At 61.4% G+C, this 26,191-nt stretch carries 21 protein-coding genes and 1 pseudogene; 15 read left to right on the forward strand and 7 right to left on the reverse strand.

Annotated features, from left to right (window positions below):
• Positions 1–2,393: pseudogene (locus NCR40_RS23910) on the reverse strand (autotransporter adhesin family protein); the annotation flags it as partial.
• A gap of 273 nt (positions 2,394–2,666) precedes the next feature.
• Positions 2,667–4,010, reverse strand: coding sequence for an Nramp family divalent metal transporter (locus tag NCR40_RS23915; protein ID WP_250510863.1), 1,344 nt, complete (start codon positions 4,008–4,010; stop codon positions 2,667–2,669).
• 163 nt (positions 4,011–4,173) lie between these two features.
• Between NCR40_RS23915 and NCR40_RS23920 the strand changes: the two genes are divergently transcribed.
• The 6 genes from NCR40_RS23920 to NCR40_RS23945 all read left to right on the forward strand — a co-directional run bounded on the left by NCR40_RS23920 (position 4,174) and on the right by NCR40_RS23945 (position 12,913).
• A complete protein-coding gene (locus NCR40_RS23920) occupies positions 4,174–6,198 on the forward strand; it encodes a site-specific integrase (protein ID WP_250510864.1) in 2,025 nt (674 codons plus the stop codon).
• Between the two features lie 156 nt (positions 6,199–6,354).
• Positions 6,355–7,533 carry a ParA family protein gene (locus tag NCR40_RS23925; protein WP_309848244.1) on the forward strand — a complete coding sequence of 393 codons (1,179 nt, stop codon included), beginning with the start codon at positions 6,355–6,357 and terminating at the stop codon, positions 7,531–7,533.
• A complete protein-coding gene (locus tag NCR40_RS23930) occupies positions 7,534–8,505 on the forward strand; it encodes a ParB/RepB/Spo0J family partition protein (protein ID WP_250510865.1) in 972 nt (323 codons plus the stop codon).
• 316 nt (positions 8,506–8,821) lie between these two features.
• Entirely contained in the window at positions 8,822–10,168 is a 1,347-nt protein-coding gene (locus tag NCR40_RS23935; protein ID WP_250510866.1) for a replication protein O, read from the forward strand.
• A gap of 228 nt (positions 10,169–10,396) precedes the next feature.
• Positions 10,397–12,400, forward strand: coding sequence for an RNA polymerase sigma factor RpoD (gene rpoD / locus NCR40_RS23940; RefSeq protein ID WP_250510867.1), 2,004 nt, complete (start codon positions 10,397–10,399; stop codon positions 12,398–12,400).
• Positions 12,401–12,541: 141 nt separating this feature from the next.
• Entirely contained in the window at positions 12,542–12,913 is a 372-nt protein-coding gene (locus NCR40_RS23945) for a hypothetical protein (protein WP_250510868.1), read from the forward strand.
• 208 nt (positions 12,914–13,121) lie between these two features.
• Here NCR40_RS23945 and NCR40_RS23950 read toward each other — a convergent pair whose 3' ends face one another.
• A complete protein-coding gene (locus NCR40_RS23950) occupies positions 13,122–13,826 on the reverse strand; it encodes a glutathione S-transferase N-terminal domain-containing protein (RefSeq protein ID WP_250510869.1) in 705 nt (234 codons plus the stop codon).
• Between the two features lie 401 nt (positions 13,827–14,227).
• On the opposite strand from NCR40_RS23950, the gene NCR40_RS23955 reads away from it, so the two are divergent.
• On the forward strand, positions 14,228–14,725 hold the full coding sequence (locus NCR40_RS23955; RefSeq protein WP_250510870.1) for a hypothetical protein: 498 nt from the start codon (positions 14,228–14,230) through the stop codon (positions 14,723–14,725).
• Positions 14,726–14,847: 122 nt separating this feature from the next.
• Positions 14,848–15,615: an SDR family oxidoreductase gene (locus tag NCR40_RS23960; protein ID WP_244829871.1), complete on the forward strand. Its 768-nt coding sequence runs from the start codon at positions 14,848–14,850 to the stop codon at positions 15,613–15,615.
• 18 nt (positions 15,616–15,633) lie between these two features.
• Here NCR40_RS23960 and NCR40_RS23965 read toward each other — a convergent pair whose 3' ends face one another.
• Positions 15,634–15,864, reverse strand: a complete 231-nt coding sequence (locus NCR40_RS23965) for a hypothetical protein (RefSeq protein WP_244829870.1) — start codon at positions 15,862–15,864, stop codon at positions 15,634–15,636.
• A gap of 198 nt (positions 15,865–16,062) precedes the next feature.
• Between NCR40_RS23965 and NCR40_RS23970 the strand changes: the two genes are divergently transcribed.
• From NCR40_RS23970 to NCR40_RS24000, 7 genes are all read left to right on the forward strand, one after another.
• Positions 16,063–18,066, forward strand: coding sequence for a sigma-54-dependent Fis family transcriptional regulator (locus tag NCR40_RS23970; protein ID WP_250510871.1), 2,004 nt, complete (start codon positions 16,063–16,065; stop codon positions 18,064–18,066).
• A gap of 226 nt (positions 18,067–18,292) precedes the next feature.
• Complete coding sequence (locus tag NCR40_RS23975) at positions 18,293–19,357, forward strand: ATP-NAD kinase family protein (protein WP_250510872.1); 1,065 nt, start codon at positions 18,293–18,295, stop codon at positions 19,355–19,357.
• A 20-nt stretch (positions 19,358–19,377) separates the two neighbouring features.
• Positions 19,378–20,382 carry a thiamine pyrophosphate-dependent dehydrogenase E1 component subunit alpha gene (locus NCR40_RS23980; protein ID WP_244829867.1) on the forward strand — a complete coding sequence of 335 codons (1,005 nt, stop codon included), beginning with the start codon at positions 19,378–19,380 and terminating at the stop codon, positions 20,380–20,382.
• 35 nt (positions 20,383–20,417) lie between these two features.
• Positions 20,418–21,434 carry an alpha-ketoacid dehydrogenase subunit beta gene (locus NCR40_RS23985; RefSeq protein ID WP_244829866.1) on the forward strand — a complete coding sequence of 339 codons (1,017 nt, stop codon included), beginning with the start codon at positions 20,418–20,420 and terminating at the stop codon, positions 21,432–21,434.
• The gene (locus NCR40_RS23990) at positions 21,434–22,561 is read left to right on the forward strand and encodes an acetoin dehydrogenase dihydrolipoyllysine-residue acetyltransferase subunit (protein WP_250468959.1); all 1,128 of its coding nucleotides are present in this window, start codon (positions 21,434–21,436) and stop codon (positions 22,559–22,561) included. Before NCR40_RS23985 ends, NCR40_RS23990 begins: the two co-directional genes overlap by 1 nt.
• A gap of 114 nt (positions 22,562–22,675) precedes the next feature.
• Positions 22,676–23,425 carry a lipoate--protein ligase family protein gene (locus NCR40_RS23995; protein ID WP_250510873.1) on the forward strand — a complete coding sequence of 250 codons (750 nt, stop codon included), beginning with the start codon at positions 22,676–22,678 and terminating at the stop codon, positions 23,423–23,425.
• Positions 23,426–23,454: 29 nt separating this feature from the next.
• The gene (locus NCR40_RS24000; protein WP_244829863.1) at positions 23,455–24,285 is read left to right on the forward strand and encodes a hypothetical protein; all 831 of its coding nucleotides are present in this window, start codon (positions 23,455–23,457) and stop codon (positions 24,283–24,285) included.
• 60 nt (positions 24,286–24,345) lie between these two features.
• Here the strand turns inward: NCR40_RS24000 and NCR40_RS24005 are convergent, their stop codons facing one another.
• The 3 genes from NCR40_RS24005 to NCR40_RS24015 all read right to left on the reverse strand — a co-directional run bounded on the left by NCR40_RS24005 (position 24,346) and on the right by NCR40_RS24015 (position 26,165).
• Positions 24,346–24,870: a YMGG-like glycine zipper-containing protein gene (locus NCR40_RS24005; protein WP_244829862.1), complete on the reverse strand. Its 525-nt coding sequence runs from the start codon at positions 24,868–24,870 to the stop codon at positions 24,346–24,348.
• 16 nt (positions 24,871–24,886) lie between these two features.
• The gene (locus tag NCR40_RS24010) at positions 24,887–25,237 is read right to left on the reverse strand and encodes a hypothetical protein (RefSeq protein ID WP_244829861.1); all 351 of its coding nucleotides are present in this window, start codon (positions 25,235–25,237) and stop codon (positions 24,887–24,889) included.
• A 172-nt stretch (positions 25,238–25,409) separates the two neighbouring features.
• On the reverse strand, positions 25,410–26,165 hold the full coding sequence (locus tag NCR40_RS24015; protein ID WP_250510874.1) for a DeoR/GlpR family DNA-binding transcription regulator: 756 nt from the start codon (positions 26,163–26,165) through the stop codon (positions 25,410–25,412).
• Positions 26,166–26,191 lie beyond the last annotated feature (26 nt).

Raw genomic sequence — 26,191 nt, forward strand, 5'->3', positions numbered from 1 at the left:
GTTGGCGTTGGCGTTGGCGTTGGCGTTGGCGTTGGCGTTGGCGTTGGCGTTGGCGTTGGCGTTGGCGTTGGCGTTGGTGTCGGTGTCGGTGCCGGTGTCGGTGTCGCGGGCGTAACCGGAGCCGGAGGCACGCTCGACCGCAGATACCAGTTGTCAGCCGTTCCATCACTGACACCGCCCTTGAACAGGTAATACTGGAAAGCGCCCGCCGCTACCGGATGCGCCAGCGTGAACGCGCCCGCCGATGTCGTCGCGCCGTTGGTTGCCTGCACGACCTGGATCCCGTCGTTCGCCGTGAGCCCGCCAGCGCCGCCGACGTTAGTTACGCCAATCGAAGTCGTCCCGGCGCCCACGCCTTGCGCAATCACGATTCTGTCGCTCGGCGCGCCGTCCGCGCCTACGACGCTCTGCACCAGCAGCCGGCCGTTGTTGCCCGTGTAGTTGCCATTCACGACGAACGCATCGCTCGTACTCGCGCCGCCGTTCGTCAGGTCGATCGTTCCCGCGTTGTTCAGCGTAACGAGTTGTCCGACGACGGCTGGCTGGAGCGCCACGCGCCCGATCCCGCCCGCCAAAATCGTGCTCGTCGCATCGAGATCGAGTAATCCGGCGCCGGTCGTGGTATCGCCGAGTGTCAGGCCGTTTGCATCGAACGTGAGTTGCGTTGCATTCGATGCAGTAATCGTCTCCCAACCGACGAAGCGGTTCAGCCCGCTCACTTGCGAATTGTCGAATGTCAAAGCGTCGATGCCCGCGCCGCCGTCGATGCGCGTCGTCGCGGCGAATGTCGCATCGGTCAGATTGCGAATCGTGGCAGTGTCGTTGCCCGCGCCGAGCGACACCGGCCCGCTAATCGCGCCGCCGCTCCAGGCGAGCGTGTCCGCTCCGCTCGTCGTCGTCACGCCCTGACCGATCGTGCCGCCCGTGATGGTCAGCTTGTTCGTGCCGCTGCCGAGATCGACCCGTCCGCCAATCGTCCCGCCCGAAAGCGAGAAAGTGTCGTCGTTCTGGGCGGCGGTGACGTTGCCGTCGATTTGTCCGCCGGACATCGTGAAGACGTTGTTGCCGATGTTCAGGTCCGCTGTGCCGATGCGCCCGCCCGTGATTTGCGCAACATCGCCATTCGCGAACACGCCGACGATGCGTCCTCCGGACATCGTGAGCGTGTCGCGTCCATCGCCTTGATCGAGCGAATCGAGCTGGCCCGCCGTCATCGTGAAGGCGTCGATGCCATCGCCCTGGCGGACCTGTCCCGTGACCGTTCCGCCGTTCATGTTGAACGTGTCGCTTCCGGTATCGGTGCGCACGGCAACGCCCGCGCTTCCGGCAATCACGCCCGTATTGCTGATCGACACGTTGATGCGCCCGTTCGCCACGACGGCCTCACCGGTGTCGCCGCGAATCGTCCCGGAGTTGCTGATCGTTTCGGCTCCGTTGGCAATCGTCACGCCGGTCGCGCCTTGAATCGTGCCGGCGTTGTCGAGCGTGCCGCCGCCGTTCGCTGCGATCCCGCTTGCCTGCTGACTCACGATGCTCGCGCCCGCCGCATTCACGAAGGACACGCGCCCGGTGACGGAGGCGCCCGTTCCGCCAGCGCCGCGCGCGGTGATCGTGCCGGTGTTGGTGATTGCGCCTGGCGAGGCATCGAGCGAAGCGATGCCATGCGCGCCATCGCCCGACACGTCGATCGCGCCATTGTTCGTGATGACGTTGCCGCCCGCACTGGCGTTGACAGAGACGCCGTGCGCCAATGCACCGGTCGTCGTGATCGTGCCGTTGTTCACGAGGGAATCGCCATGCGTCACGGCGGCCATGCCGTACGAGTTCGCGCCGCTCGTCGCGACGCCTCCGTCATTGATAAGCGTGCCGCTGCCCGAACTTTGAGAGTCGATCATCGCTGCGGCGTTCGCACCGTTCGTGCGGATGACGCCCGTCGATTCGTTGTGGATCGTGACCGCGGCAGCGGAGTTGAAGATGCCCGCTGCGCCCGAGCCGGTGGTAAAGACGGCGCCGCCGTTCAGCAGCGTATTTCGTCCGGCGCCAATGCCTTGACTTGTCATGGCATTGGCGCCGCCAGCGTTGATTCGCAGCGTGCCGCTGTTGCTTGCGAGGCTCGTGTCGCGGATGAGAATGCCGTTGTTGCTACCGACATCGAGTTCGGCGCCGGGCAACACTTCGATCGTTACGTTGACGCTGCCTGAAACCGCGATGACCGGCGAGGTCGAGGGATTGGGCACGCGGGTATCGCACGTAGCCGTCTCGCCGGATTGCGGTGCGTTGTTGTCACATGCGCCCAGAGCCGGCAGCGCGCGCGAAAGACAAAAGACACCGAACGCGAGCGATAACCCTCGAACGAGCGGCGTCAGGTGAACAGCGGGCCTCAAGCAGTTCATGTTTTTTCCGACGCCCCGACTGTTTCGTTTTTCCTGGCGCGGATGCGGAGAGTTGCACGCACGCCAACGACCGACTCACCTGCTACCACGGTGCAAAGGTCAGGTTAGTGCACGGGTTTCATTTAAGCAAAGCATGCTGAAGAATCTATCGCGGCGGCGTTTTCAGGGACTTCGTCTTTGATGGATGGTCGTTGAAAGGCTTTGTGCCATCACTCCGTCCTTAAGCCATTTCGACTACTCGGCCGTTCTATCTATATAGAGGACGTGGCGCGTTCAAACGAAAAAGGTATCGACGAGCAGTTTCACGTTGAGCACGACGATCACCGCCGCAACCAGCCACGCCAGCGCGGCGGTCCAGCGCGAAACGACGAAGACACCCAATTTGCGTCGGTCCGAAACGAATCGGACGAGCGGGATGACGGCAAAAGGCAATTGCATCGACAGGATCACCTGACTCAGGACGAGCAGATGCGTCGTGCCCTTCTCTCCATATAGCGCAGTAACGACAACGACCGGCACGATAGCAAGACCTCGCGTGACAAGCCGTCGCGCCCAGTTCGGAATGCGCAGTCGCAGAAAACCTTCCATGACGATTTGGCCGGCGAGCGTCGCGGTGACGGTCGAGTTCAGGCCCGACGCGAGCAGCGCGACCGCGAACAAGGTCGATGCAATGCCGAAACCCAAAAGCGGCGACAAAAGCCGGAACGCTTCCTCGATCTCGACGACTTCGAAATGGCCCTTCGCGTGGAACACGGCGGCGGCCACGATCAGGATCGCCGCGTTGACGAAGAGCGCGAGGGTCAGCGCAATCGTGCTGTCGATGGTCGCGAAACGGATCGCCTTGCGGCGGGCGGGAATCGAATCGCCGAACGCGCGCGTCTGCACCACCGACGAATGCAGATACAGGTTGTGCGGCATGACCGTCGCGCCGAGGATGCCAATGGCCACGTACAGCATTTCGCGATTCGTCACGATTTCCGTCGACGGCACGAAGCCGCGCATGACCTCGCCCCAAGGTGGCGCGGCTGCGGCGATCTGCAAGGCAAAGCAGCCTGCTATCACGACGAGCAACACGATGACGAACGCTTCGAGCAGGCGAAAACCTTTATTGATCAGGAAGAGCAGCAGGAAAGCATCGAGCGCGGTGACGAGCGCGCCGGCGATCAACGGAATACCGAACAGCAACTTTAACGCGATGGCCGTGCCGATGACTTCGGCCAGATCGCACGCGATGATCGCCGCCTCGCAGGCAAGCCAAAGTGCGAGATTCACCGGTTTCGAATAATGATCGCGGCACGCCTGCGCCAGATCGCGGCCGGTCGCGACGCCGAGGCGCACGGCAAGCGATTGCAGAAGAATCGCCATCAGATTGGAGAGAAGGATGACGGCGAGCAGTGTATAGCCGAAGCGCGATCCCCCCGCGATGTCCGTCGCCCAGTTGCCCGGATCCATATAGCCGACCGAGATCATGTAGCCTGGCCCGGCGAAAGCGAGAAAGCGCCTGAACCACCATCCGCCCACCGGCACGCGCACCGACGCGAAGACCTCCGGAAGACTCGGGCGGGGAGCGTCGTCCTCTCCCGATTGCTTCAACTCGGGGCGTCTGGGTCCGCGCATCGGCACGTCTCTCCTGAAAGTCCGCTATGAACGTGCTGGAAATATGCGCCTTGCGAATTGAACATTCAAGCTGACGGTTCGTTCGACATCGGCCTTCGAATCGCACAGTCTGATAAATCCACTTATCAGACTGTGCGATTTTCCTTGTCAAATTCGAAGCTGGTTGATAACCTTCCCGCAAATTGTTGAATACAAAGGGAAATCAAGCAGGATGGCAACAGCTAACCCGGCGAGTATAACCAATCCGGCTGCGGACACGCCCCGCTTTTCGCTCACGCGCCGCCTGACTCGCCAACACTTTGCGCTGTATCGCGGCTATTTAGATGGCGTCTCCGAGGCGAAACTTCACGCGTCTTATGGCGATGCCGGTACGGATGTCCGTACCACACGTCGGCTTATCGTCACGTTGCGCGACACGCTTTCGGTGCTGGCCCGACGCGCGCACGACACCGACGCCGCTTACCTCTTACGGTTGCGGCCGGGCAGTATCCCGCTTTTCGAGCCGCCACAAACGCAGGACACGCCATCGCTCGATGAATACCGCGAGCGGATCGACCCCGACGGCGTCTATAGCGAAGCCGAATTACTAGCGCTCTACGAGGAAGAATATCCGCCCGGAGCCACACCGGCGCTGGATCGGCGGGCTTCCCGCAATCTCCGGCTGCGACGGCGGCAAACCGACGCGCTTTCGCGAATGGAGGCAAGTCTCGCGCAAGAGCCACGGCCGGATCACCCGCTGGACGGCTGGTTCGAACCGGCTGTGACCGCGCGGCTCGCGGCGGCTGGGCTTTCCACCGTCGAGGACGTCGTTTCGCTGATCGATGCCCGGCGCCAGCGCTGGTACACGGTGGTTCCACGACTCGGGCCGAAAGGCGCGCAGCGAATCGTGGACTGGTTGCAGCTTCACGCGCACTCGCTTCGCCATACTTTTTCACCGTTGGCTCTTGTGCCGCGGCGCGATTGGCCGAGTGACGCATCGGCACGAGGTTCGGAATGGACCGGGTCGCGGGACGAGACGCTTCGGATTGCCCCGCTCGAAGCGCTGCGAGTTCCCGCAGCGCTCGATGGATCGAAGGGGACGAATCGGCGGCCGTCAGAATTTGGCACGGATCTGCAGGCAATCCACGCGTGGCTCGCCGCGCGAACGGCCAGCGCGCACACGCAAAGGGCTTATCGCCGGGAAGCAGAACGGTTGCTGCTCTGGGCCTTGGTGGAAAAACACAAGCCGATGTCGTCTTTAGACGAGGCCGACTGCAACGAGTACATCACGGCTTTTTTACCGAATCCGCAGCCTTCCGCGCGCTGGGTGGCAAAAGGTCGCGTCGATCGATGCCTTTCGAGCTGGCGGCCTTTTGCCGGGCCACTTTCCAATAGAAGCCGGGAATCCGCGCGCGCAATTTTAAGCGCGATGGGCGCGTGGCTAGAGGCGCAGGGGTATCTGGCGACAAACCCGTTTATTGGACAGACGCGTGTGGCCGAGCCGTCGGTCTTCGACGCCGTGGACCGCTCACTCGATACGGATCAGTGGCAGATTGTGCTGCAGTCGGTATCGCGCGATGTCTATGGTTTCGCCGAGCATCGTGACCGCTTGGCGCTGCTTTTGGCGTATGCCACCGGCATGCGTCGGGGAGAACTAGCCGCAGCGACCACGGACGCGCTATCGGTCGGACGGCTTTCCGGCGTTGCCGGTCCGATCTGGCGAGTAAGCGTCGCGCGTCAGCGCGGCGAACCAAGAACAATGTTTTTGCCGCCGGCCGTTGCGGAAGCGCTGATCGAAAATCTGGCGCTTCGCGGTTTGTCTGATCCCTTGGCCTGTCCAGAAGGCACGCCGATTCTCGCGCAGACTCGCGGCGGCAACGCCCTTGGGCCGGATGGCATCGGCAAACTGTTCAAGCGGGTGTTCGCAAATGCGGCCGCTCTCGCCGAGGGCTATGTTCCCGGCTCCGGGAAGCGCCTCGCACAGGCCAGCACTCATTGGATTCGACACACGCACTCCGTTCATGCGCTCACGCACGGCGCTACGTTACCGGAGGTCAGCGCTAACTTGGGTCATTCGAAACTTTCGACGACGAAGGTTTACCTGGAAAATCAGGATTCGTCCAAACTACTAGGCGTCGAACGATTGATTCGGAGGGCAACATTCGCCGCTCAAGGGCCCTTGTCGACTGATTCGCTGCCCGTCAAGTAAACGTCGTGTTGTAAAAACGCCCGATTTCGGGATAAAAACAACTTCAGAGTTTACTTGAGGTTTACCGGTTGGCCGTTTATTCTTCAGTTTGCAGCATGTTTTCCACAAACCGAAGAATCTATAGCTTACTCAGGCCCGCCAGTGACCGCAAATTCAATGCTAAGCGCTCGGCTTCCCGAAGTCGATCAATCCGTCTCAATCGAGACGCTCTTGGGAGTGGCCGCCCAAGCCACTGACATTCTTAATCAGATCCGCGACGCAATGCTGGAGCCGTATCCCCGCAAAAGCGCGCCGACTTTCACGAGTGCTCAGGTGGCCTCGCTTTGCGGAGTCGATAAGCAGCGGTTTCAGTACCTCACGACCAAGGGTGAACTTCCCGCTGGAACGTCGAAAGGCGCCGGCCGGAGCAAGGAGTTCACGCTTGAAGAAACGTTGACATGGATTCGGGCGACCAAGGAGCGAGCGCGAAGACCCGAGGGTAAACGCGGACGTATCGTTACTGTCGCGAACTTCAAAGGTGGTGTTGCGAAAACCACCACTGCAGTATCCGCCGCCCAAGCGCTCACTCTGCTCGGCCGGCGCGTGCTGGTAATCGATTGCGACCCGCAAGGCACGACTACGCAGCTTTGCGGCTGGGCACCGGATGCGGAGATCTCCGACGATCAGACGCTCCTTCCACTTATATACGGCGATCAGCAAACGCTGCACTACGCGGTGCAGGAGACCTATTGGCACAACCTGGATCTCGTCCCAGCGTCATCGTCCTTGTTTGACGCCGAGTTCGAGATTCCTGCCAAGGTTCTCAACGACAGCACGTTCGAGTTTTGGGAGATTTTGCGCAAAGGCCTGTTGCCGCTAACGGCGGAGTATGACGCCGTTGTCATCGACACGCCGCCTGCGCTTAGTTACCTCACGATCAACGCCCTGCTCGCTTCCGACGCAATCTTGCTGCCCTGCCCGCCCGAGGCACTCGACTTTGCCAGCTCGACTCAATTCTGGCATCTGTTCGCGGACATCGCGAAGAAGCTGCCCGGCGTGCTCGAACAGAAGCGGTTCGACTTCGTCAATGTGATTCTGACCAAGGCAAAGTCCGACGACGTGTCGCGCGTCGTGCGAGGCTGGCTTCAGAAAGCTTATGGCGATCGCGTCCTTCCGTTTGAGATTCCCGAGTCGACGGTACCGAAGGGCGCTTCTGCTCAGCTGTCCACGGTCTATGACTTGTCGAAGCCCGACGGAAGCACTGCCGCGTACAACCGGTTCAAAGAGCCGCTCGATCGGCTCGCCGAACATCTCGACGCGCAGTTCGTCCGCGCCTGGAATCAATCGGAGGCTTAAATGGGTATCGGCGACAGACTGCTGGCAAAGACCGCAAACATTGGAACCAAGCCGGCCGAGCCAAATCAGCCGCGTGCCACGAGCACGGAGGCGCGGACGTCACCCGGAAGGTTGATGGACGCGCAGCATCGCATCAACACGGCACAGGCGCGCATCAAAGAATTGGAAACGCAACTCGAAGAGCGGGCCGCCTTGGAAGTACCGCTCGACGCGCTGATCGAGGTCAGCGGGCGGCGGCGGAAGCTGACCAGCGAACAGTTCCAGGAACTGAAGAGCAACCTTTCCCAGCACGCTCTTGCGACGCCAATTTTGGTGCGCACGCTTACCGATGGGCGTTATGAAATCGTGGCTGGTCACAACCGTGTGGCCGCATATCGCGAGCTTGGTCGCAACACCATTCGCGCTAACGTGGCGTCGATCGAAGAAGGTGAAATTGAATTTGCGGCGTTCTTCTCGAACCTGCTTTCACCTTCTCTGACCGACTTCGAGAAGTATTGGAATTTCAAACGCCTGCAGGAGCTGAGCGGGCTTTCGCGCACCGAAATTTCGGAGAGCGCGGGACTTAGCAAAAGCCACGTTACCCGCATTTTTTCGTTCGACGCTCTGCCAGAGGCTGCGAAAGCGGCGCTTGCGGAAAAGCCGGAAAGACTCGGCAGCAATGCTGCGCAAAAGCTCGCCGCTTTAACTGAGGCAGGCAAAGCGGAAAAAGTCGTTGAAGCAATTCGCCGATTGATTGATGACGAAAATTTTACGCAAGACAAAGCAGTGGCGCTGGCGGCGGAGAAGCCTAAGGCGATCGCACCTAGTACTACTGTCGTTCGTGCGGGACGGAGAAAGGTCTGCGAGGTCTCAACGAGGAACGGCGTAGTCGGAGTTCGATTCTTCGAGAACGACGCAGGTGACGCCGAGCAATGGGGGCAACGAATTGCAGACTTCATCAACAAGACGTTGACCGAAACCGAAAGAAGCTGAGGCTCTACTAGATTTTATTTTTAAATCAACGAGTTACTTGTAGCTCAGATGGCGCCAACCGATGAGCCTACTAGAAACTCGTTAATAATCAATCACTTGAAAAATATAAACGCGAGGCAACGATGTAAGTAATTTGCGTTAGAAAGACAAAAGCCTTCGGCGCCAACCGAAGGCTTTTGAATTCGGGCTCAACTGCTGCTCGCCCGGTCCGCTTCCCGACGCCAATCGGGTCACGAAGTACACAGATCGAAGTTTAGCGGATCGCGATCGGCAGTCAAGCGTTTGTCCTCCATTTCCAAAAATGGATGTACTTGACATGCATATCGCGCAACTTTCCGTTGCAGGCGAGGACTTTTCTCGCCTCGAAAAACACGAACCATCCGAGAACTTTGCGGACCAACAAGCGCTCGATGATTACGCTTGCGATCGATCCAATCTTCCCTGGGTCATCTTTCGAGCCGCTCACCGAGCGAATCATCTCGCCGCACTGCCTGCCCGCGCTCGTGCCCTACTCGCCGCTCTGGCTCGCACTGTCGACGCACGTCGTCCCTACGCGGCAATCTTCGCTCGCCGTGAATTGCTAACCGGCCGCGCAATGCAGTCCATGCGTACGTTCTATCGAAGCCTTGAGGATTTGGAGAAAGAGGCCTTAATTACACGTCCTCCGCAGACTCGCTACGGCGCCGCTGGGCTGTTCGGACGTGCCTACCTACATCTCACACCAAAGGTCGTTACCCTTCTAGGTCTTGTTGAGTCAGGTAGCGATACGACAACTCAGGCTCAAGATTCAAACGAACCGAAAGCAAACCGCGAGCGATCTCCTTCCTTAATCTCACCGTCTGCCACGGTGGCAGACCGCACTATATATAAGGATCTATACCCTACTAATCAAAAGAGACAACCAGGAAAACTTCCAGCGGACCTCGAACGCCTGCGCGGTCTGGGCTTTCGTCATTTCCTGATCTTCCGGCTCATGCGCGAAGCGTCCGAACACGCCAAGCGTCTGTCCGATGTGGTCGAAGCCTCCTGGAAACACCTCCAACGGGCGAAGCATCCGATCAGCTATCTTCGGGCACTCCTTCGTGCCCCCGTCGACTTTACATACCGCGTGCGGACCATTCACGAAGGAAACGTTGAGAAGAAAACTCGAATAGCTCGCGACATCGAACTGCAAAGAGCCTCTGCCGAACTTGCCGGTCAATCTTTTGTGAGCCATGACGGAGCAAGAACATTCCTCGTTTCTGAGGACGCAAAATCCGTCACGACGCATCATCGCGACGAGCGACACCCCCGCACTAGGGCAGGCGCCTGGGCGACCGACTTCCTCGCGGCCATCAAAGCCGGGAAGATCGTTCCGCACAGATCTGATGCGCCGCCAGCGCAAGGGTCGCGCTCTAAATCTCAAATCGATGACAAGCATGACCTAAAGACGTCGACTTGCTCGCACGCGGCGCAGTCGCGCTTGAAAGCGCTGAAGTTGCTCATACTTGCTAAACAGGCCCGCAGGCCAAATGGACTGCCAAGAGCGTTGAACAGTGCGTCCGTCAGCGAAAAGGCAAGCACCGAACAAGTGCCAGCGCATACGCGAATCTCGAGCCTTGTCGCCGACACTGGCTGTGTTAGAGCCCAAGCTGGCATATTGAAAAAACAGCCCACACCGTAACGAATGCTGATATAGTCTAAGGTTGCGCCCGCTAGGGCGAATGGAAGGTGCAGTACGTCGAACTAGACGGGACTGTGCATTTTGCTCGAAGCGATTTTCAGCCACCGTCCATATAGAGTCAGCAGTTTCGGCAGCGAAAAACGTGCGCCGAATGCTTACCAAAGTCAGCGAGCCTTTTTGCTCGCGCACGGACCTGTCATCGTCGAGCAAACCTGTCGAGGAGAAAGTATGGCAAGTTTTGATCGGGAAGATTCGGAGCTGGATATTGTCGCGCCGGCGCGCAGGTCCGCGGGTCGACGGGCAGGGAAGGGTAAGGGCCAGACCGGCACGATGCAGCCCGATGTCCCCACGACGGCGGAGCAGGAAGAGGAGCGTCAGCGCCAAATGCGCGCGCTCATTCAGTTGGGCAAGGAGCGGGGGTATTTGACCCACGCCGAAATCAATGACCACTTGCCGGACAACTTCGCGCAAACGGCGGCGATGGAAACCATTGTCAGCACGTTCAACGACATGGGCGTCGCAGTGTATGAGCAAGCGCCCGATGCTGAAACGCTGCTCTTGAGCGATAACGCGCCTGCTGTCGTCGCCGATGAACAGTCGGAAGAAGAAGCCGAGAACGCGCTGCAAACCGTCGATTCCGAGTTCGGCCGCACGACGGACCCCGTTCGCATGTATATGCGTGAAATGGGCGCAACCGAACTGTTGACGCGCGCTGGCGAAATCGCCATTGCGAAGCGCATTGAAGATGGCTTGCATGAAATGATTCAGGCCATCGCTGCGTGCCCGTCCACGGTCGCCACCATTCTGGCGGACGCGGCTCAGGTCGAATCGGGCGAGATCAAGATCGACGAACTCGTCGACGGTCTGAAGGAAGACGATACGGTAGAAGAAGATATTTCGGCATCCGATACATCGGACACGTCCGAGATTGATACGGACACCGAAGAATCCGGCGACGATGAAGATTCCGAAGACGACCTCGAAGGCGGCGATTCCGCTGCATCGAATGAAGCGCGTTTGAAGCAACTCAAAGCGGATTGCCTGGAAGTTTTCGCGCGCGTGAGCGACCTTGCCGAGCAAGCAAGCAGTCCGAAGAGTTCAGGCGCCGCGGCTTCGAAGGCCGTCGAACGGGCACGCGCGGAGATTCAACGCGAGCTCGGTTCCATTCGCTTCACGGCGAAGACCATCGACCGTTTGTGCGCGGACGTCCAGCAGCAGGTTGCGCAAGTTCGCGAGATCGAGCGTCGCGTGCTGCAAATCGCGGTAGATCGTTGCGGCATGCCGCGCGACAAGTTCGTCGAATCGTTCCCGGGCAACGAGACCGATCTCGAATGGACGGCGCGCACTGCGGCGGCTTCGCGTCAATACGGCGCGTCGCTCGAGCGCAGTTTGCCGGCCATTCAGGCTGAACAGCAAAAGCTCATCGACATCGAAGCGCGTGTTGCCTTGCCGCTCAAGCAGCTCAAGCAGATCAATCGTCAGATGACGGCTGCCGAGTTGAAAATGCGTCAGGCTAAGCGTGAAATGATCGAGGCAAATCTGCGTCTCGTGATTTCGATTGCGAAGAAGTACGTCAACCGCGGCATGCAGTTTCTCGACTTGATTCAGGAAGGCAATATCGGCTTGATGAAGGCAGTGGACAAGTTCGAATATCGTCGTGGCTGGAAGTTTTCGACGTATGCAACCTGGTGGGTTCGTCAGGCTGTGACGCGTTCGCTTGCCGATCAGGCCCGCACGATTCGCGTGCCGGTTCACATGATCGAAACGATCAACAAGCTGAACCGCATTTCGCGTGAAATCCTGCAGCAGACGGGACAGGAAGCGCATCCGTCGGTGCTCGCGGAACGCATGGAAATGCCGGAAGAGAAGATTCGCGGCATCCTGAAGATTGCGAAGCAACCTGTGTCGCTCGAAACGCCGGTCGGTGAAGATGCCGACGCGACGCTCGGCGACATGATCGAGGACCAAGGCGCGGCATCGCCGGCGGATGCGGCCGTGCACGCGAATATGCGCGCCGCAATCGACGATGCGCTCAATGCGCTTTCGCCGCGCGAAGCGAAAGTTCTGCGCATGCGCTTTGGTATCGATACGGCGTCCGACTACACGCTCGAAGAATTGGGCAAGCAGTTCGATGTAACGCGCGAGCGTATTCGCCAGATTGAAAGCAAGGCAATGCGCAAGCTCATGCATCCGAGCCGCGCGGACAAGCTACGTCCTTTCTTGGATCGCTGATCGTTTCAAGGGCTGTTGAGGCATCGAAACGCGCCGCCAGTTTTGGCGGCGCGTTTTTTTTCGTCCGCGATTTTCTCAACCGTGCGATGTGCCTTTCGGCGCCGACGTCGATGAACACGTCTGCAACGCGTCGATTGCCTTATGCGCAAGGTTGAGCGTTTCCTCACACGCACGAGTGTTGGCGAATATCGAGCAGCCGCCGCCCGCATCGATTTTCGATACCGCTTTGCGCACCCGATCCAGCGCAAGTTGCGGCGACCCGGTGTCCTTAATGATGCCAGCGAGATCGAACGCGCTGCCGGCGCCGGTTTCGACGTAACCCGGACACTGCGTTTCCGCATGAGCGACCACGCAAATCAACGCAAGCACGGCAACGGCGAATCGGCGGCCGGGCCGCGTCGCGGTTTGGGAACAGAAAATAACATTCATGGGTTGCCGGCTCCCGAAACGGTCGCATTGAAAAGGCGCGCTTCGCTTTTTATCCACATCCGCACTGGACAAGCTTGTGGATAACCTGAGCAACGTCGGTGCAAACTGTTGATGCAAAACGCTTTTAACCCGACGTCTGATTTTCGCGCGATGCCCCACATTGTGGACCTGTCCCAGCGAACGCGTCTAACGTGTCAAAAAGCTGCGACTGGCGCGTGCGTTCGCCCTTAACCGTTTCCGCACGATTTCGGCAATATCGTCAGCGACGGTTGATCAAGCAAAAATCCAACGATCACACGCGCTTCGGAATCTCCAGTCCACGTTGAACCGCCGGACGCGCGAGGAACACATCGAGCACGCGCTTTACGTTCGCAAAATCGTCGAAACCGACGAGATCGCGTGCTTCATAAAATCCGACTAGATTGCGAATCCACGGAAACGTCGCGATATCGGCGATGCTGTACTCATTCCCCGAAATCCAGTCGCGGCCGGCGAGGTGTTTGTCGAGGACTGCGAGCAGGCGTTTCGCTTCGGCGACGTACCGATCGCGCGGACGCTTGTCCTCGTAGTCCTTGCCGGCAAATTTATTGAAGAATCCGACCTGACCGAACATCGGGCCGACACCGCCCATCTGGAACATCAGCCATTGAATGGCTTCGTAGCGTCGCGCCGGGTCTGCCGGAACGAATTGGCCGCTTTTATCGGCGAGATAAAGCAGAATCGCCCCGGATTCGAAAAGCGGCAGCGGTTTGCCGTTCGGACCGTTCGGATCGATGATCGCGGGAATCTTATTGTTCGGATTCAACGACAGGAATTCGGGCGACATTTGATCGTTGGTATCGAATCGCACGAGATGCGGCTCGTAAGGCAGCCCTGTCTCTTCCAGCATGATCGACACCTTCACGCCATTGGGCGTCGGTAGCGAGTAAAGCTGAATGCGTTCGGGGTGTTGTGCTGGCCACCTCTGGGTGATCGGAAAATCGACTAAAGAAGTCATGCTGGTTCCAGAAGACAAGAATTGCTCAATATAGCCGATGGTAATCAACGGCTCGCATCATTAGCTGGCCTGGGCGCTTGCAATTACTTCTATCCAAAGGTCCCGTTGTTTCGCCGACGCACACTCGGGCCGACTGTCGTTGCACATGCAACTTTGTCGTCCAAACCCAAACACATCGGGTATCGAAGCAATTCAATCGCGCTTACAAAACCGCACGAATCAACTACACGCGCAATTGTAAAAACCACAGCGAAGACAAGCAGTTAGCGCACACCACCGTCACGACTCACCGCCCAGGCAACCGCAAACAAAGACGAACTAAAAAATTGGCTTGCTTATTGCATTACACAAAACGTAGTCCATGTCGTGTCGATCAACTCAACCGTTGAATTGCTGCTGCCATGAAAACCGTCCCTTTCGCCACGCTTACCGTCCTTGCCGCACTCGCCGGCGCGCTGATACCCGGCGTCTCGACTGCCCTTCCGCTCGAAAGCCAGCTCGACTGCCAATCCAGCGCGCATCGCTTCATCGCGCCACTGCGCGACGACCGCTCGATCGACGCCGCGCCGATGCGCGTCGAAGCCAACTCGGTCAACGCGTTCAAGCCGACTCAAGGCAGCGAACTCACGGCCTACGGGTTTCGCGTATATGCCGTGCTCGGCTACGAACAGGGCGATGCCATGTTCAAGCAGGGCAACGGCCGTCCGATCAACGACTCGGCTTACGGCGTCGTCGTGCTCGGCGCGAAAGATACGGTCGAGGATCGCGTGCGCGAGTCCGGTAGCAACGCAATCGTCCATGAAGTCGTGCCGATGATGATGACCGTCGTCTTCTGCGATGGCAGCAACATGCGCAACACCGCGCGCACGGTGGCGACGGAAGCATCGAGTAATCGTTGAAACGTCTTTGAAAGCGCTCGCTGAAAAGCGCCGCGCTTGTCTCCGCATTCGTCGATAATGTTCTTCCAATCGCGCGACGCACTCACAAGGGTGCGCGCGCACCACAACAGGAGAACGCCGACATGTCCGACGCAGTGAATCAGCAGAAGCGCATTGCCATCGTCACCGGAGCGGGGAGCGGCATCGGCCGTGCGGCGGCGCTTGCTCTACTCGGCGACGGCTGGTCGGTCGTGCTCGCGGGCCGACGCGCGGCGCCGCTCGAAGCGGTCATCGGCGAAGCCGACGCAAGCGAACGCGCGCTTGCCGTTCCGACGGACGTCTCCGATCCGCAATCGGTCGAAAAGCTCTTTGCGGCGGCAGTCGAGCGCTTCGGACGCGTCGATTTGCTGTTCAACAACGCGGGCGTGAGCAATCCGCCGGGACCGTTCGAGGAATGGACGCCCGAGCAATGGCAAGGCGTGGTGAACGTCAATCTGAACGGCATGTTCTATTGCCTGCAACAGGCGTTCCGGACGATGCGCGCGCAAACACCGCGAGGCGGCCGCATCATCAATAACGGTTCCATTTCGGCGAGCGCGCCGCGTCCGAATTCGGCCGCCTACACGGCGACCAAGCACGCGGTCGGTGGACTGACGAAATCCGCATCGCTCGATGGCCGCAAGTACGACATCGCGGTCGGTCAAGTGGATGTCGGCAACGCACTGACGGATCTGTCCGAGCGCATGTCGCGCGGCGTGCCGCAGGCGAACGGCGAGACCGCCATCGAACCGATGATGGACGTGAAGATCGTCGGCCAGTCGGTGCTTTACATGGCGAATCTGCCGCTCGAAGCCAACGTACTGTTCCATACCGTGATGGCGACCAAGATGCCGTTCGTCGGCCGCGGCTGATTCAGTCGAACGCGCCTTTCATGTGGTGCGATACCAGACGCGAATGCCCGAGTACCAATGGCTGACGCTGGTATCGTCGCCCGCGCCGAACGTCGAGAGGCTCTCGACGTTCAGTACATCCACACCGTTTTCCTCGATCCACCGGTTCGCGCGCTCGACCAGCGTCGCGCCGTTCTCATACACGTTGCCTTTGATCAGGTGATGCTGCACGACTTGCCGCTCGAAGTCTTCGTAGGCGATTTTTGCCATCGCTCGTCTCCTGTTTCTCCACGTTGATTGCTGCGGCGCAACCAGTGCGCCGCATGACGCGTCCTGCCGATTCGAGCATCATATGGCCTGAACGACGCCGCGCGCGGAGCGGTTTACCCGCGGTCGCACGACCGTGCGCGAGCGACAAAAGACGCCAGCCAACGAGCGTCCGGGCACGAGACACCCAGGAGAGCACGCATGGACATGCGGCAACGCGAGCACATCGAGGCAGTCGTCGCGGCGACGACGCGCGCGCAGGTTCTGGCGCCTGCGCGCACGCAGGAAAGCATCATTCAGACTTCATGGCGTCGTTGCGTTCATCAATACGGGCTCGATCCGTCGCGCATGCAGGAAGCGCGCATCCTGACGCAGACGCGCTTGCGCGAGCATCAGCAACGGATCGACGATTTCGCACGCATCGCTCGACATGGACTGGAAACACTTTACGAGCAGGTCGCGGGGATGGGTTACGTCGTGCTGCTGACGGACGCGCTCGGCGTGACGGTCGATTACATTGGCGACGCCAACACCGATACGGCCTTGCGTCGTGCCGGGCTCTATCTCGGCGCGGAATGGAGCGAGGACGGCGCGGGCACGTGTGCGGTCGGCACTGCGCTCGCGACGGGGCAGGCGCTGACCGTGCATCAGATCGATCACTTCGACGCCACGCATATTCCGCTGACTTGCACGGCCGCGCCGCTCTTCGATTCGCGCGGCGCGCTCACCGCGATCCTCGACATCTCCGCGCTGACTTCACCGCAAGCGCGCGACAGCCAGAACCTCGCGCTGCAACTCGTGCGAATCTACGTGCGGCATATCGAGAACGCGATTTTTCTGCGCACGCATCGGCAGGACTGGATTCTCAAGCTCAACACATCGCCCGAATTCGTCGATGTCGATCCTGAATATCTGATCGCGCTCGATGAGGGCGGGCGCATCGTCGGACATAACCGGCGCGCGCACGAAATGCTGGCGGCCGAGATCGGGAAGCCTATCGCGCCGGGAGAAACGGCGGCGTCGCTTCTCGGCATGCGTTTCGATGCGCTCTTCGAAGCGCGTCTGGAAGACCTGAGCCGTTTCGTCTATTCGCGGCCGAGCGAACTGCGCGCGCTGCCGCTTGCGCGCAGCGGCGCGCGGCTTTATCTGAGCGTGATGCCGCCCGCGCCATGTTTCGCGCCATCGACGCAAGAAAAATCCGCAGGCACGCCCGGCATTCCCGCGCCGCTGGCCGCCCTCGGCGGCGGCGATTCCGCGCTTGCGCGGCAACTCGAACGCGCCGCCAAACTCGTCGATTCGCCGATCAATCTGCTCGTGAACGGCGAAACCGGCAGCGGCAAGGAATTCTTCGCGAAGGCGCTGCATCGCGCGAGTGCGCGGCGCGCGGGTCCATTCGTCGCGGTGAACTGCGCGGCGATACCGGAGACGCTCATCGAAAGCGAATTGTTCGGGCATCTGCCGAACAGTTTTTCCGGCGCGGGTCCAAAAGCAAAGCGCGGCCTGATTCAGGAAGCCGATGGCGGCACGCTTTTCCTCGATGAAATCGGCGACATGCCGCGCGAGTTGCAATCTCGTCTCTTGCGCGTGCTGGCCGAAGGCGAAGTTCTGGCGATAGGCGCGTCGCGTCCGGTTTCCGTGGATGTGCGCGTGATTTCCGCGACGCATCATTCGCTCGACGCGCTGATGCAGGACGGCCGTTTTCGCGAAGACCTGTACTACCGTCTGAACGGCGCGCGCTTCGCGTTGCCGCCGCTGCGCGAACGATCCGATCTCGACTGGCTGATCCGCAAGTTCCTCGATGCCGATACCGCGCATGGTCCCGTCGCGTTGTCGCCGGCGGCGCGGGTTTGTTTGCATCGGCATGAGTGGCCGGGAAATTTGCGCGAGCTCAACAACGTGCTGCGCTACGCGCGCGCGGTGTGCGCGGATGGCGTGATCGAGGTCGACGATCTTCCGGATGGATTTGTCGAATTGACCGCGCACGACGCCACGCCGCAACCGCCGCATGCACATGTGGCCGACGAAGCGTTCGATACACATCGCCTGCCGCCCGAGGGCATGTTGCTGATGCAGTATCTGCGCGCGGCGAGCTGGAATCTGAGCGCCGTGGCGCGGCAGATCGGCGTGAGCCGCATGACGCTGTATCGGCGCATGGCGCGCTATGGCATTCGTTCGCCGAATCAACGTGACGCGGGCGAACGTTGAGCATCCGCATTTCGCGATACGCCTGTACTCCATGCGACACCTGCCGCTGTGACACCTGTCACGGCGGCACGCGTGCAACGTGCACTACCTCTCGTAAAACACCCGTTATTTCCGGGTAATCCCTCGCTATTCCAATTGGCATAGCGCTTGCCTTTACTCGCCTCACAACCATTGCAACGCCCGACGAAGCGTCTTTCTTTCGGCCAGGGTCAACGGAGACACCAGCATGCGTGACAGCGTCGAGCCGCTCGTCGGCATCATCGCCAATCCGGTTTCGGCGCGCGACATCCGGCGCGTGATCGCCAACGCGAACAGCCTGCAACTCGCGGATCGCGTGAATATCGTGCTGCGGCTCTTGTCGTCGCTTGCGGCGTGCGGCGTCGAGCGCGTCCTGATGATGCCGGATCGCGAAGGGCTCAAGGTCATGCTCGCGCGTCATCTCGCGCGCAAGCACGGGCACGACGCGGATCTCGCGAGCGTCGAATTCCTCGATATGCCCGTGACCGCGCGGGTCGACGACACCTTTCGCGCGGCGCGCTTGATGCAGGACGCGCGCGCGGCGGCGCTCATCGTGCTGGGCGGCGACGGCACGCATCGCGCGGTGGTGCGCGAGTGCGGCGCGGTGCCGCTCGCGGGTTTATCGACGGGCACGAACAACGCCTACCCGGAAATGCGCGAGCCGACCATCTCCGGGCTCGCCACGGGTCTTTATGCCACCGGCCGCATTCCGGCTGCGCAGGCGCTCATGTCGAACAAGCGCCTCGACATCGACATACGCGATCAGAACGGCGCCGTGCGCCATGACATCGCGCTCGTCGATGCCGTCATCTCGCACGAAAAATTCGTCGGCGCACGCGCGCTCTGGAAGATCGACACGCTCGCGGCCGTCTACGTGTCTTATGCCGATCCGCAGGCCATCGGCATGTCGGCCATCGCGGGCTTGCTCGAACCAATCGGCCGTCACGAGCCGGGCGGCCTCGCCGTCGAACTGGCCGCAACGGGCAAGGGCGAATTCGAACTTTGCGCGCCCATTGCGCCGGGCTTGATGGAGCGCGTGCCGATCGCAAGCTGGCAGCGCCTGGCCGATGGCGTGCCGCAACGCGTCAAGCAGCCCGCGGGCATCGTCGCGCTGGACGGCGAGCGCGAGCTTGCTTTCGGCCCCGGCGACGAAGTGACCATCACCTTGCGTGAGAACGCGTTTCGCAGCATCGATGTCGCCGCGTGCATGCGCTATGCCGCGCGCGCCGGACTCATGCGCTTATCCGGCAACACTGCCAGCACCGTCGTTTAACCCGATCGAAGGAGACAGACATGACATCGTCGCAAACCCCGCAGCATGCGGGAGGCTTGCCGTTATCGAAGGAAGAACTGCTGAGTGTCTACCGCAAGATGCGCACGATCCGCGATTTCGAAGAGCGTCTGCACGTCGATTTCGGTCGCGGCGACATCCCCGGTTTCGTCCATCTCTATGCGGGCGAAGAAGCGGCGGGCGTCGGCATCATGCATCACCTGAACGACGGCGACCGCATTGCGAGCACGCATCGCGGACATGGGCACTGCATCGCGAAAGGCGTCGATCCCGTCGCCATGATGAAAGAGATCTACGGCAGAAAGGGCGGCTCGTGCAACGGCAAGGGCGGCTCCATGCATATCGCCGACCTGTCCAAAGGGATGATGGGCGCGAACGGCATTCTCGGTGCGGGCGCGCCGTTGATCTGCGGCGCCGCGCTCGCGGCGAAGTTTCGCGGCAAGGGCGAAGTGGGCATCACCTTCGCGGGCGATGGCGCGTCGAACCAGGGCACCTTTCTCGAAAGCCTGAATCTCGCGGCGGTGTGGAATCTGCCGGTGATCTTCGTGATCGAGAACAACGGCTACGCGGAATCGACCGCGCGCGATTACGGCACGGCGGTGGATAGCTACGTGGATCGCGCGGCGGGCTTCGGCATTCCCGGCGTGACGGTGGATGGCACCGACTTTTTCGCGGTGCACGAAGCAGCGGGCGAAGTGATCCGCCGAGCGCGTGAAGGCGGCGGCCCGGCGCTGCTCGAATGCAAGATGATCCGCTTCTACGGCCACTTCGAAGGCGATGCGCAGACGTACCGCGCGCCCGGCGAACTCGACGATATCCGCTCGAACAAGGATTGCCTGAAGAAGTTCGCGCATGCCGTGACGCAAGCCGACGTGATCTCTCCCGGCGAACTCGATGCCATCGACCGCGAAGTCGCCGCGCTGATCGACCGCGCCGTGCAGGAAGCGAAGGACGCGCCACTGCCGGCCGCGGCCGACCTGCTCACCGACGTGTACGTGAAGTATTGATCGCCCATTTAAAACACTTAGCGAGACAAATCATCATGGCCCGAAAACTGAGCATGAAGATGGCGATCAACGAAGCCATCGACCAGGAAATGACCCGCGATCCGAGCGTGATTCTGCTTGGCGAGGATATCGTCGGCGGCGCGGGCGCGGACGGCGAGAAAGACGCGTGGGGCGGCGTGCTGGGCGTCACGAAAGGACTGTACGCCAAGCACGGCGACCGGCTGCTCGACACGCCGCTCTCCGAATCGGCGTACGTGGGCGCGGCAATCGGCGCGGCGGCGTGCGGCATGCGGCCGATCGCGGAATTGATGTTCATCGACTTCATGGGCGTGTGTTTCGACCAGATCTTCAATCAGGCCGCCAAGTTCCGCTACATGTTCGGCGGCAAGGCCGAAACGCCCGTCGTGATTCGCGCGATGGTCGGCGCGGGCTTTCGCGCGGCCGCGCAGCATAGCCAGATGCTGACGCCGCTTTTCACGCATATTCCCGGTCTCAAGGTCGTCTGTCCGTCCACGCCTTACGACACCAAGGGCCTCTTGATTCAGGCGATTCGCGACAACGACCCGGTCATCTTCTGCGAACACAAGAACCTCTACGGTTTCGAAGGCGAAGTGCCCGAGAACTCGTATGCCATTCCGTTCGGCGAGGCCAACATCGTGCGCGACGGCAAGGACGTGTCCATCGTCACTTACGGGTTGATGGTGCACCGCGCGCTGGAGGCGGCCGCGACGCTCGCGAAGGAAGGCATCGAAGCCGAGATCGTCGATCTGCGCTCGCTGTCGCCGCTCGATATGGACACCGTGCTCGAAACGGTCGAGAACACGGGAAGGCTCGTCGTCGTCGATGAAGCGAGTCCGCGCTGCAACATCGCCACGGATATCTCGGCGCAAGTCGCGCAGCGAGCGTTCGGCGCGCTGAAAGCAGCCATCGAAATGGTCGCGCCGCCGCACACCCCCGTGCCGTTCTCGCCAACGCTCGAAGATCTGTACATTCCGAGCGCTGCACAAATCGCCGACGCCGCGCGTAAAACGATGAAAGGAGGAAAGCACTGATGCCCGCAATCACACCGATCGTCATGCCCAAATGGGGCTTGTCGATGAAAGAAGGCACGGTAAACGAGTGGCTCGTGGAAGAGGGCGCGCAGATCGCCGTCGGCATGCCGATTCTCGATGTCGAAACCGACAAGATCGCCAACGCGGTGGAAGCGCCCGACGCGGGTACCTTGCGCCGCAGGGTTGCGTCGGCGGGCGACACGCTGCCGGTGAAAGCGCTCCTCGGCGTGCTCGCGCCGGCCGAGGTCAGCGACGCCGATATCGACGCCTACGTGTCGTCCTACGAAACGCCGCCGGACGAGGAAGGCGAGGGCGACGAAGCGGCGTCGGCGTATCACTTCGTCGATGTCGACGGCATTCGCGTGCGCTATGCCGCGCGCGGCGGCGACGATGCGGGCAAGTCCGCGGTGCTGTTCATCCACGGCTTCGGCGGCGATCTCGACAACTGGCTCTTCAATCTCGACGCGCTCGCCGAACACAATCGCGTGTTCGCGCTCGATTTGCCGGGCCACGGGCAATCGACGCCCAAGGTGCCGGGCACGACGCTCGCCGATCTCGCGCGCTTCGTCGCGCACTTCATGGACGCGGTGGATATCGAAAAGGCGCATCTCGTCGGGCATTCCATGGGCGGCGGCATCGCCGCGCAACTCGCCGTCGATGCGCCCGCGCGCGTGCAATCGGTCGCGCTCGTGTCGCCCTCCGGTTTCGGCGATGAAGTGAACAACGCGTACACCGAGGGTTTCGTGAGCGCGCAATCGCGTCGCGAGCTGAAGCCAGTGGTCGAGCTGCTGTTCGCCAATCCGGAGCTCGTCAGCCGCCAAATGCTCGACGACTTGCTCAAGTACAAGCGTCTGGATGGCGTGAGCGAAGCACTGACTGCGCTCGGTGGCGCGCTCTTCGGCGGTGGCAGCCAGAGCGGTCAGCCCGGAAGAAAGCTTGCGGAAAGCGGCAAGCCGGTGCTCGTGATCTGGGGCGCGAAAGACCAGATCATCCCGGCGGCGCATGCCGAAAACGCGCCGAAGCATGCGACCGTGCGCGTATTCGACGATGCCGGGCACATGAGCCAGATGGAGAAGGCCAACGAGGTCAACGCGTTGTTGAAGGAGCATGTGGGCAAGGGCGTCTGATCGCGCGCAGGATCGAGGCAACGCGCCGTCGCGGCGGCGCGTTCTCAGCCGCGCGCCCGCTTCTTCGCTACTATGTGCGATGTCGCTGTCACCGCGCGTCCTGACATCCACTCCATGCCCTTCGAATTGCTCGATTTCGAAACGCTGCCCGGCGATCCGCTGCAAGCCGAGGAAGCGCTGCTCGACCGCGCGAAAGCGGGCGATGCGGTGGCGCATCTGTGGGAAGCGCCGCGCTCGCTGATCGTGCCGCGCAGTTATCAGCGTTATGCGCCTTTGGCCGATGCTCGCGATGAATTCGCGCGACGCGGCTGTCCCGTCTGGCTGCGTTTGTCGGGCGGCGGGCTGGTTCCACAAGGTCCCGGCATTCTCAATCTGAGTCTCGCGTATCCCGTGCACGCGCCGATGGGCGCGCTTGCCGAGCCGGTCTATCTGCATCTGTGCGGCATCATCGCGGATGCGCTCAACACCCTCGGCGTGCTCACGCACTGGCAAACGGTCGAAGGCTCGTTCTGCGATGGCCGCTTCAATCTCGCCTGGGGTCCCGGCCACGATGCGCGCAAGATCGCCGGCACGGCGCAATACTGGCGGCGCGTGTCGTCGTCCCTCGACGAGCAACCGCGCCATGCCGTGCTGGCTCACGCCGTTCTGCTCGTCGATGCCGATCCCATCGAGATCAACGAGCGCGCCAATGCGTTCGAGGCGCTCATCGGCAGCGAGCGGCGCTATGAAGAGATGAAGGTGGTGACCGTGGCGCAAGCGCTCGCCTACGAAGGTTTCGGCATGCCGCCCGGGCTGCGCGAGCGCGTGCGAAATGCCATCGCGGCGCGCGTCGTGGCAGCCGATTTGCCGCAAGCTCCTCTCTAACGCAGCGCTCATCGACCATCGAGGTCATCATGCCGTTCAGACTCGCTTCGAACGGTTTCTTTTTTGCGCTGTGGGTGGCGGTGTGCGCCGCCGCGCCCGAGTTTCTCTGGCAAGGGCTGTTCTCGCTCTTCGGACATTTCTCCTTCAGGGATGCCGCCGCCGCGTTGCTCATCGGCGCGATTCTCGCGTTCTTCGTCGAGCCGCTGCTGGAGCGCTTGCGCGGGTTGCAGGGACACGTGCATCGCGCGGAGAAATCGCCCGCCTTCGCCGCGTGCGAGGCGTTGAGCTTCGCGGTCGTCGCGGTGTGCGTGCACGAAGCGATCACCGTGTATGTAGCGGCGAGCCATTCGAACGAACAGGCCAGCGAGAACCTCGCGAAGGCGGTGGGACAGGCGCTGCAATGGGCGGCGATCCCGTTCGTCATCACGATTGCGTGGATGTCGGCGCGCGGGGCAGTCTGGATGATGTGGACCGCAGCCGGGCTCGCCGTGATCTTCAGCTATCTGACCGGCGTGCTCTTCGAATGGCAGACGCACGTGCTGGTCACGAGCGTGATTCCGGCGATTCTCGTGCTGATCTCGGGATGCATCATCGTGCGCGAACAGTGGGATGCGGACACGTTTCGCCGCTGCGCACGGGCACTTGCGGTGATCGCGCTTGCGTGGCTCGTGCTCTCGGGCGCGGTGCAATGCGTGCTATGGCTCGCGCACGTGCAGTCGTTTCGTCTTTACGACACAGCCGAGTTCTTCAGCGATCTGCGGTTTTATATCGGCTGGGTGACCGGACTGCTCGTGGCGCCGGGAATCGTGGCGCCGGCACTGGCGCGCCCCGACGATGATCAATGGAAACCGCGTCTCTGAGCTGCGATGCCTTCGTGAAAAAAGCGCCGCTGAGGAAGGCTCAAGCGGCGCGTGTCGATGTCAGCTCGAAGGCGGAGGAGGCGGTGGCATGCCCGGCGGAGGTGGCGGTGGCGGCGCGTAATACGCCGCGCCGTTCGGTGGCGCCGTGCGCAACGGACCTGCGACCGGAACACGATCGCCCGCTGCGTACATGCACTGCAGATACGCGTAGTCGTAGCGGCGCTGCACGCCGTAGCCCGACGTTTGCGCCGCACCCATGCCGACCGCGCTGCCGGTCAACAATCCCGCGCCTGCGCCGATAGCCGCGCCCGTGCCACCGCCGAACGCCGCGCCCGCTGCCGCGCCGATGGCGGTCCCAACCACGGCGCTCCCCACCGCGCTGTTCGTCGCGGCCTGATCTGCGGTGACGCCGCCCGTTTGCTGAAACGCGAACTGACGGCACGACGCGTCGTCCGCGCGGAACTGGTCGAAGGTCTTGCCGGTGCCGGGCAGCGCCATCACGCTGGGTCCGGTCGGCATGACCGTGCACGCGGACAGACCCAAGCCTGAGAGCGCGAGAAAAATAACGAGCCTGCGAGTATTCATAAAAGCCAGCTTCGATTCAATTCGATGGCGGCGGGGGTTGCGCCGGAACTTCGCGCCATCCACCGGGACACTGCTTGACATACGGGTAGTACGTGCGCGATCCCTCGCAGTAATACCAGGTGCCGCCCGACTGAGCCTGAGCCTGTGATTGGTCGGGCTGGCCTTGCTCGACATAAGTGGTCGGCGCGGCGGGCGCCGGAACGATGACCTGCGGCGGCGCATAGTAGTACGGCACGGGCGCGACCGGATACGGGTAGTACAGCGGTCCGCCGATAAACACGCCGACGTGACCGCCCGCGTGCGCCGTGGCGGCGAAACCCGCCGCGGCAAGCGCCGACAACGCGATGAGAGCCTTCACGCGATTCACGACATTTCTCCAAAAAATTTCGCCTGACCCGTTACCCGTACAGCATGGACAATTCCTGCCCGGACCGCGTTTGGCGTATTTTTCTACGCTATTCCAGTTGCGGAGGAAATTCAATTACGGCTCTCCCGATGAATCTTTCGGCGCGTTACCCCGTAACAAGTTGCGGCATCGATCAGGCGCGAAGGATGGTTACGCCTGCTTGTTCGATGGGATCGGTGAGACGTGCATCCGTCGCACTTTCGACGATGACCGTCTGTGCAAGCTCGATATCGCCGATACGGTATGGCGATGCCGCGTTGAGCTTGGCGGCAGACGCGAGCACGACGGTCTCCGCCGCGCGCGCCGCGAGCGCGCGCTTGATATGCGCTTCCTCGAAATCGCCGGTGGTCAGCCCGGCAGTGGGATGAACGCCCGTGACGCCCATGAAATACAGATCGGCGTGGATATGCGACATCGCTTCGACGGCCGCCGCGCCGACCGTGACGATGGAATGCTTGAAAAGCTTGCCGCCGATCAGCACGACTTCCACCGTCGCGTGTTCGGCGAGCGCGACGGCCACGCTCGGACTATGCGTGACGATCGTAACCGCGAGGCTCGCGGGAAGTTGCTGCACGAGCAAGGCCGAAGTCGTGCCGCCATCGACTATCACGACTTGCCCCGGTTCGATCATCTCAACGGCGCGCCGCGCGATACGGCGCTTCGCCTCCGATTCCATTTCCTGCCGACGCGCAAACGGCGCCACGGCCGAAGAAGCGGGCAGGGCGCCGCCGTGCACGCGTTGCAGCAGACCTTCCGCAGCCAACTCGCGTAGATCGCGGCGCACCGTGTCTTCCGACACGCCGAAGCTCGCGCTCAACTCGCTGGCGAGCACCTGACCGTCGCGCGCGAGGGCGTCGAGGATTGTTTTCTTGCGTTGACTCGTGAGCATGATCGTTGCACGAATTTGCTTGTAAT

Source organism: Caballeronia sp. GACF4 (assembly GCF_023631025.1).
In the GTDB taxonomy this organism is placed as follows: Bacteria; Pseudomonadota; Gammaproteobacteria; order Burkholderiales; family Burkholderiaceae; genus Caballeronia.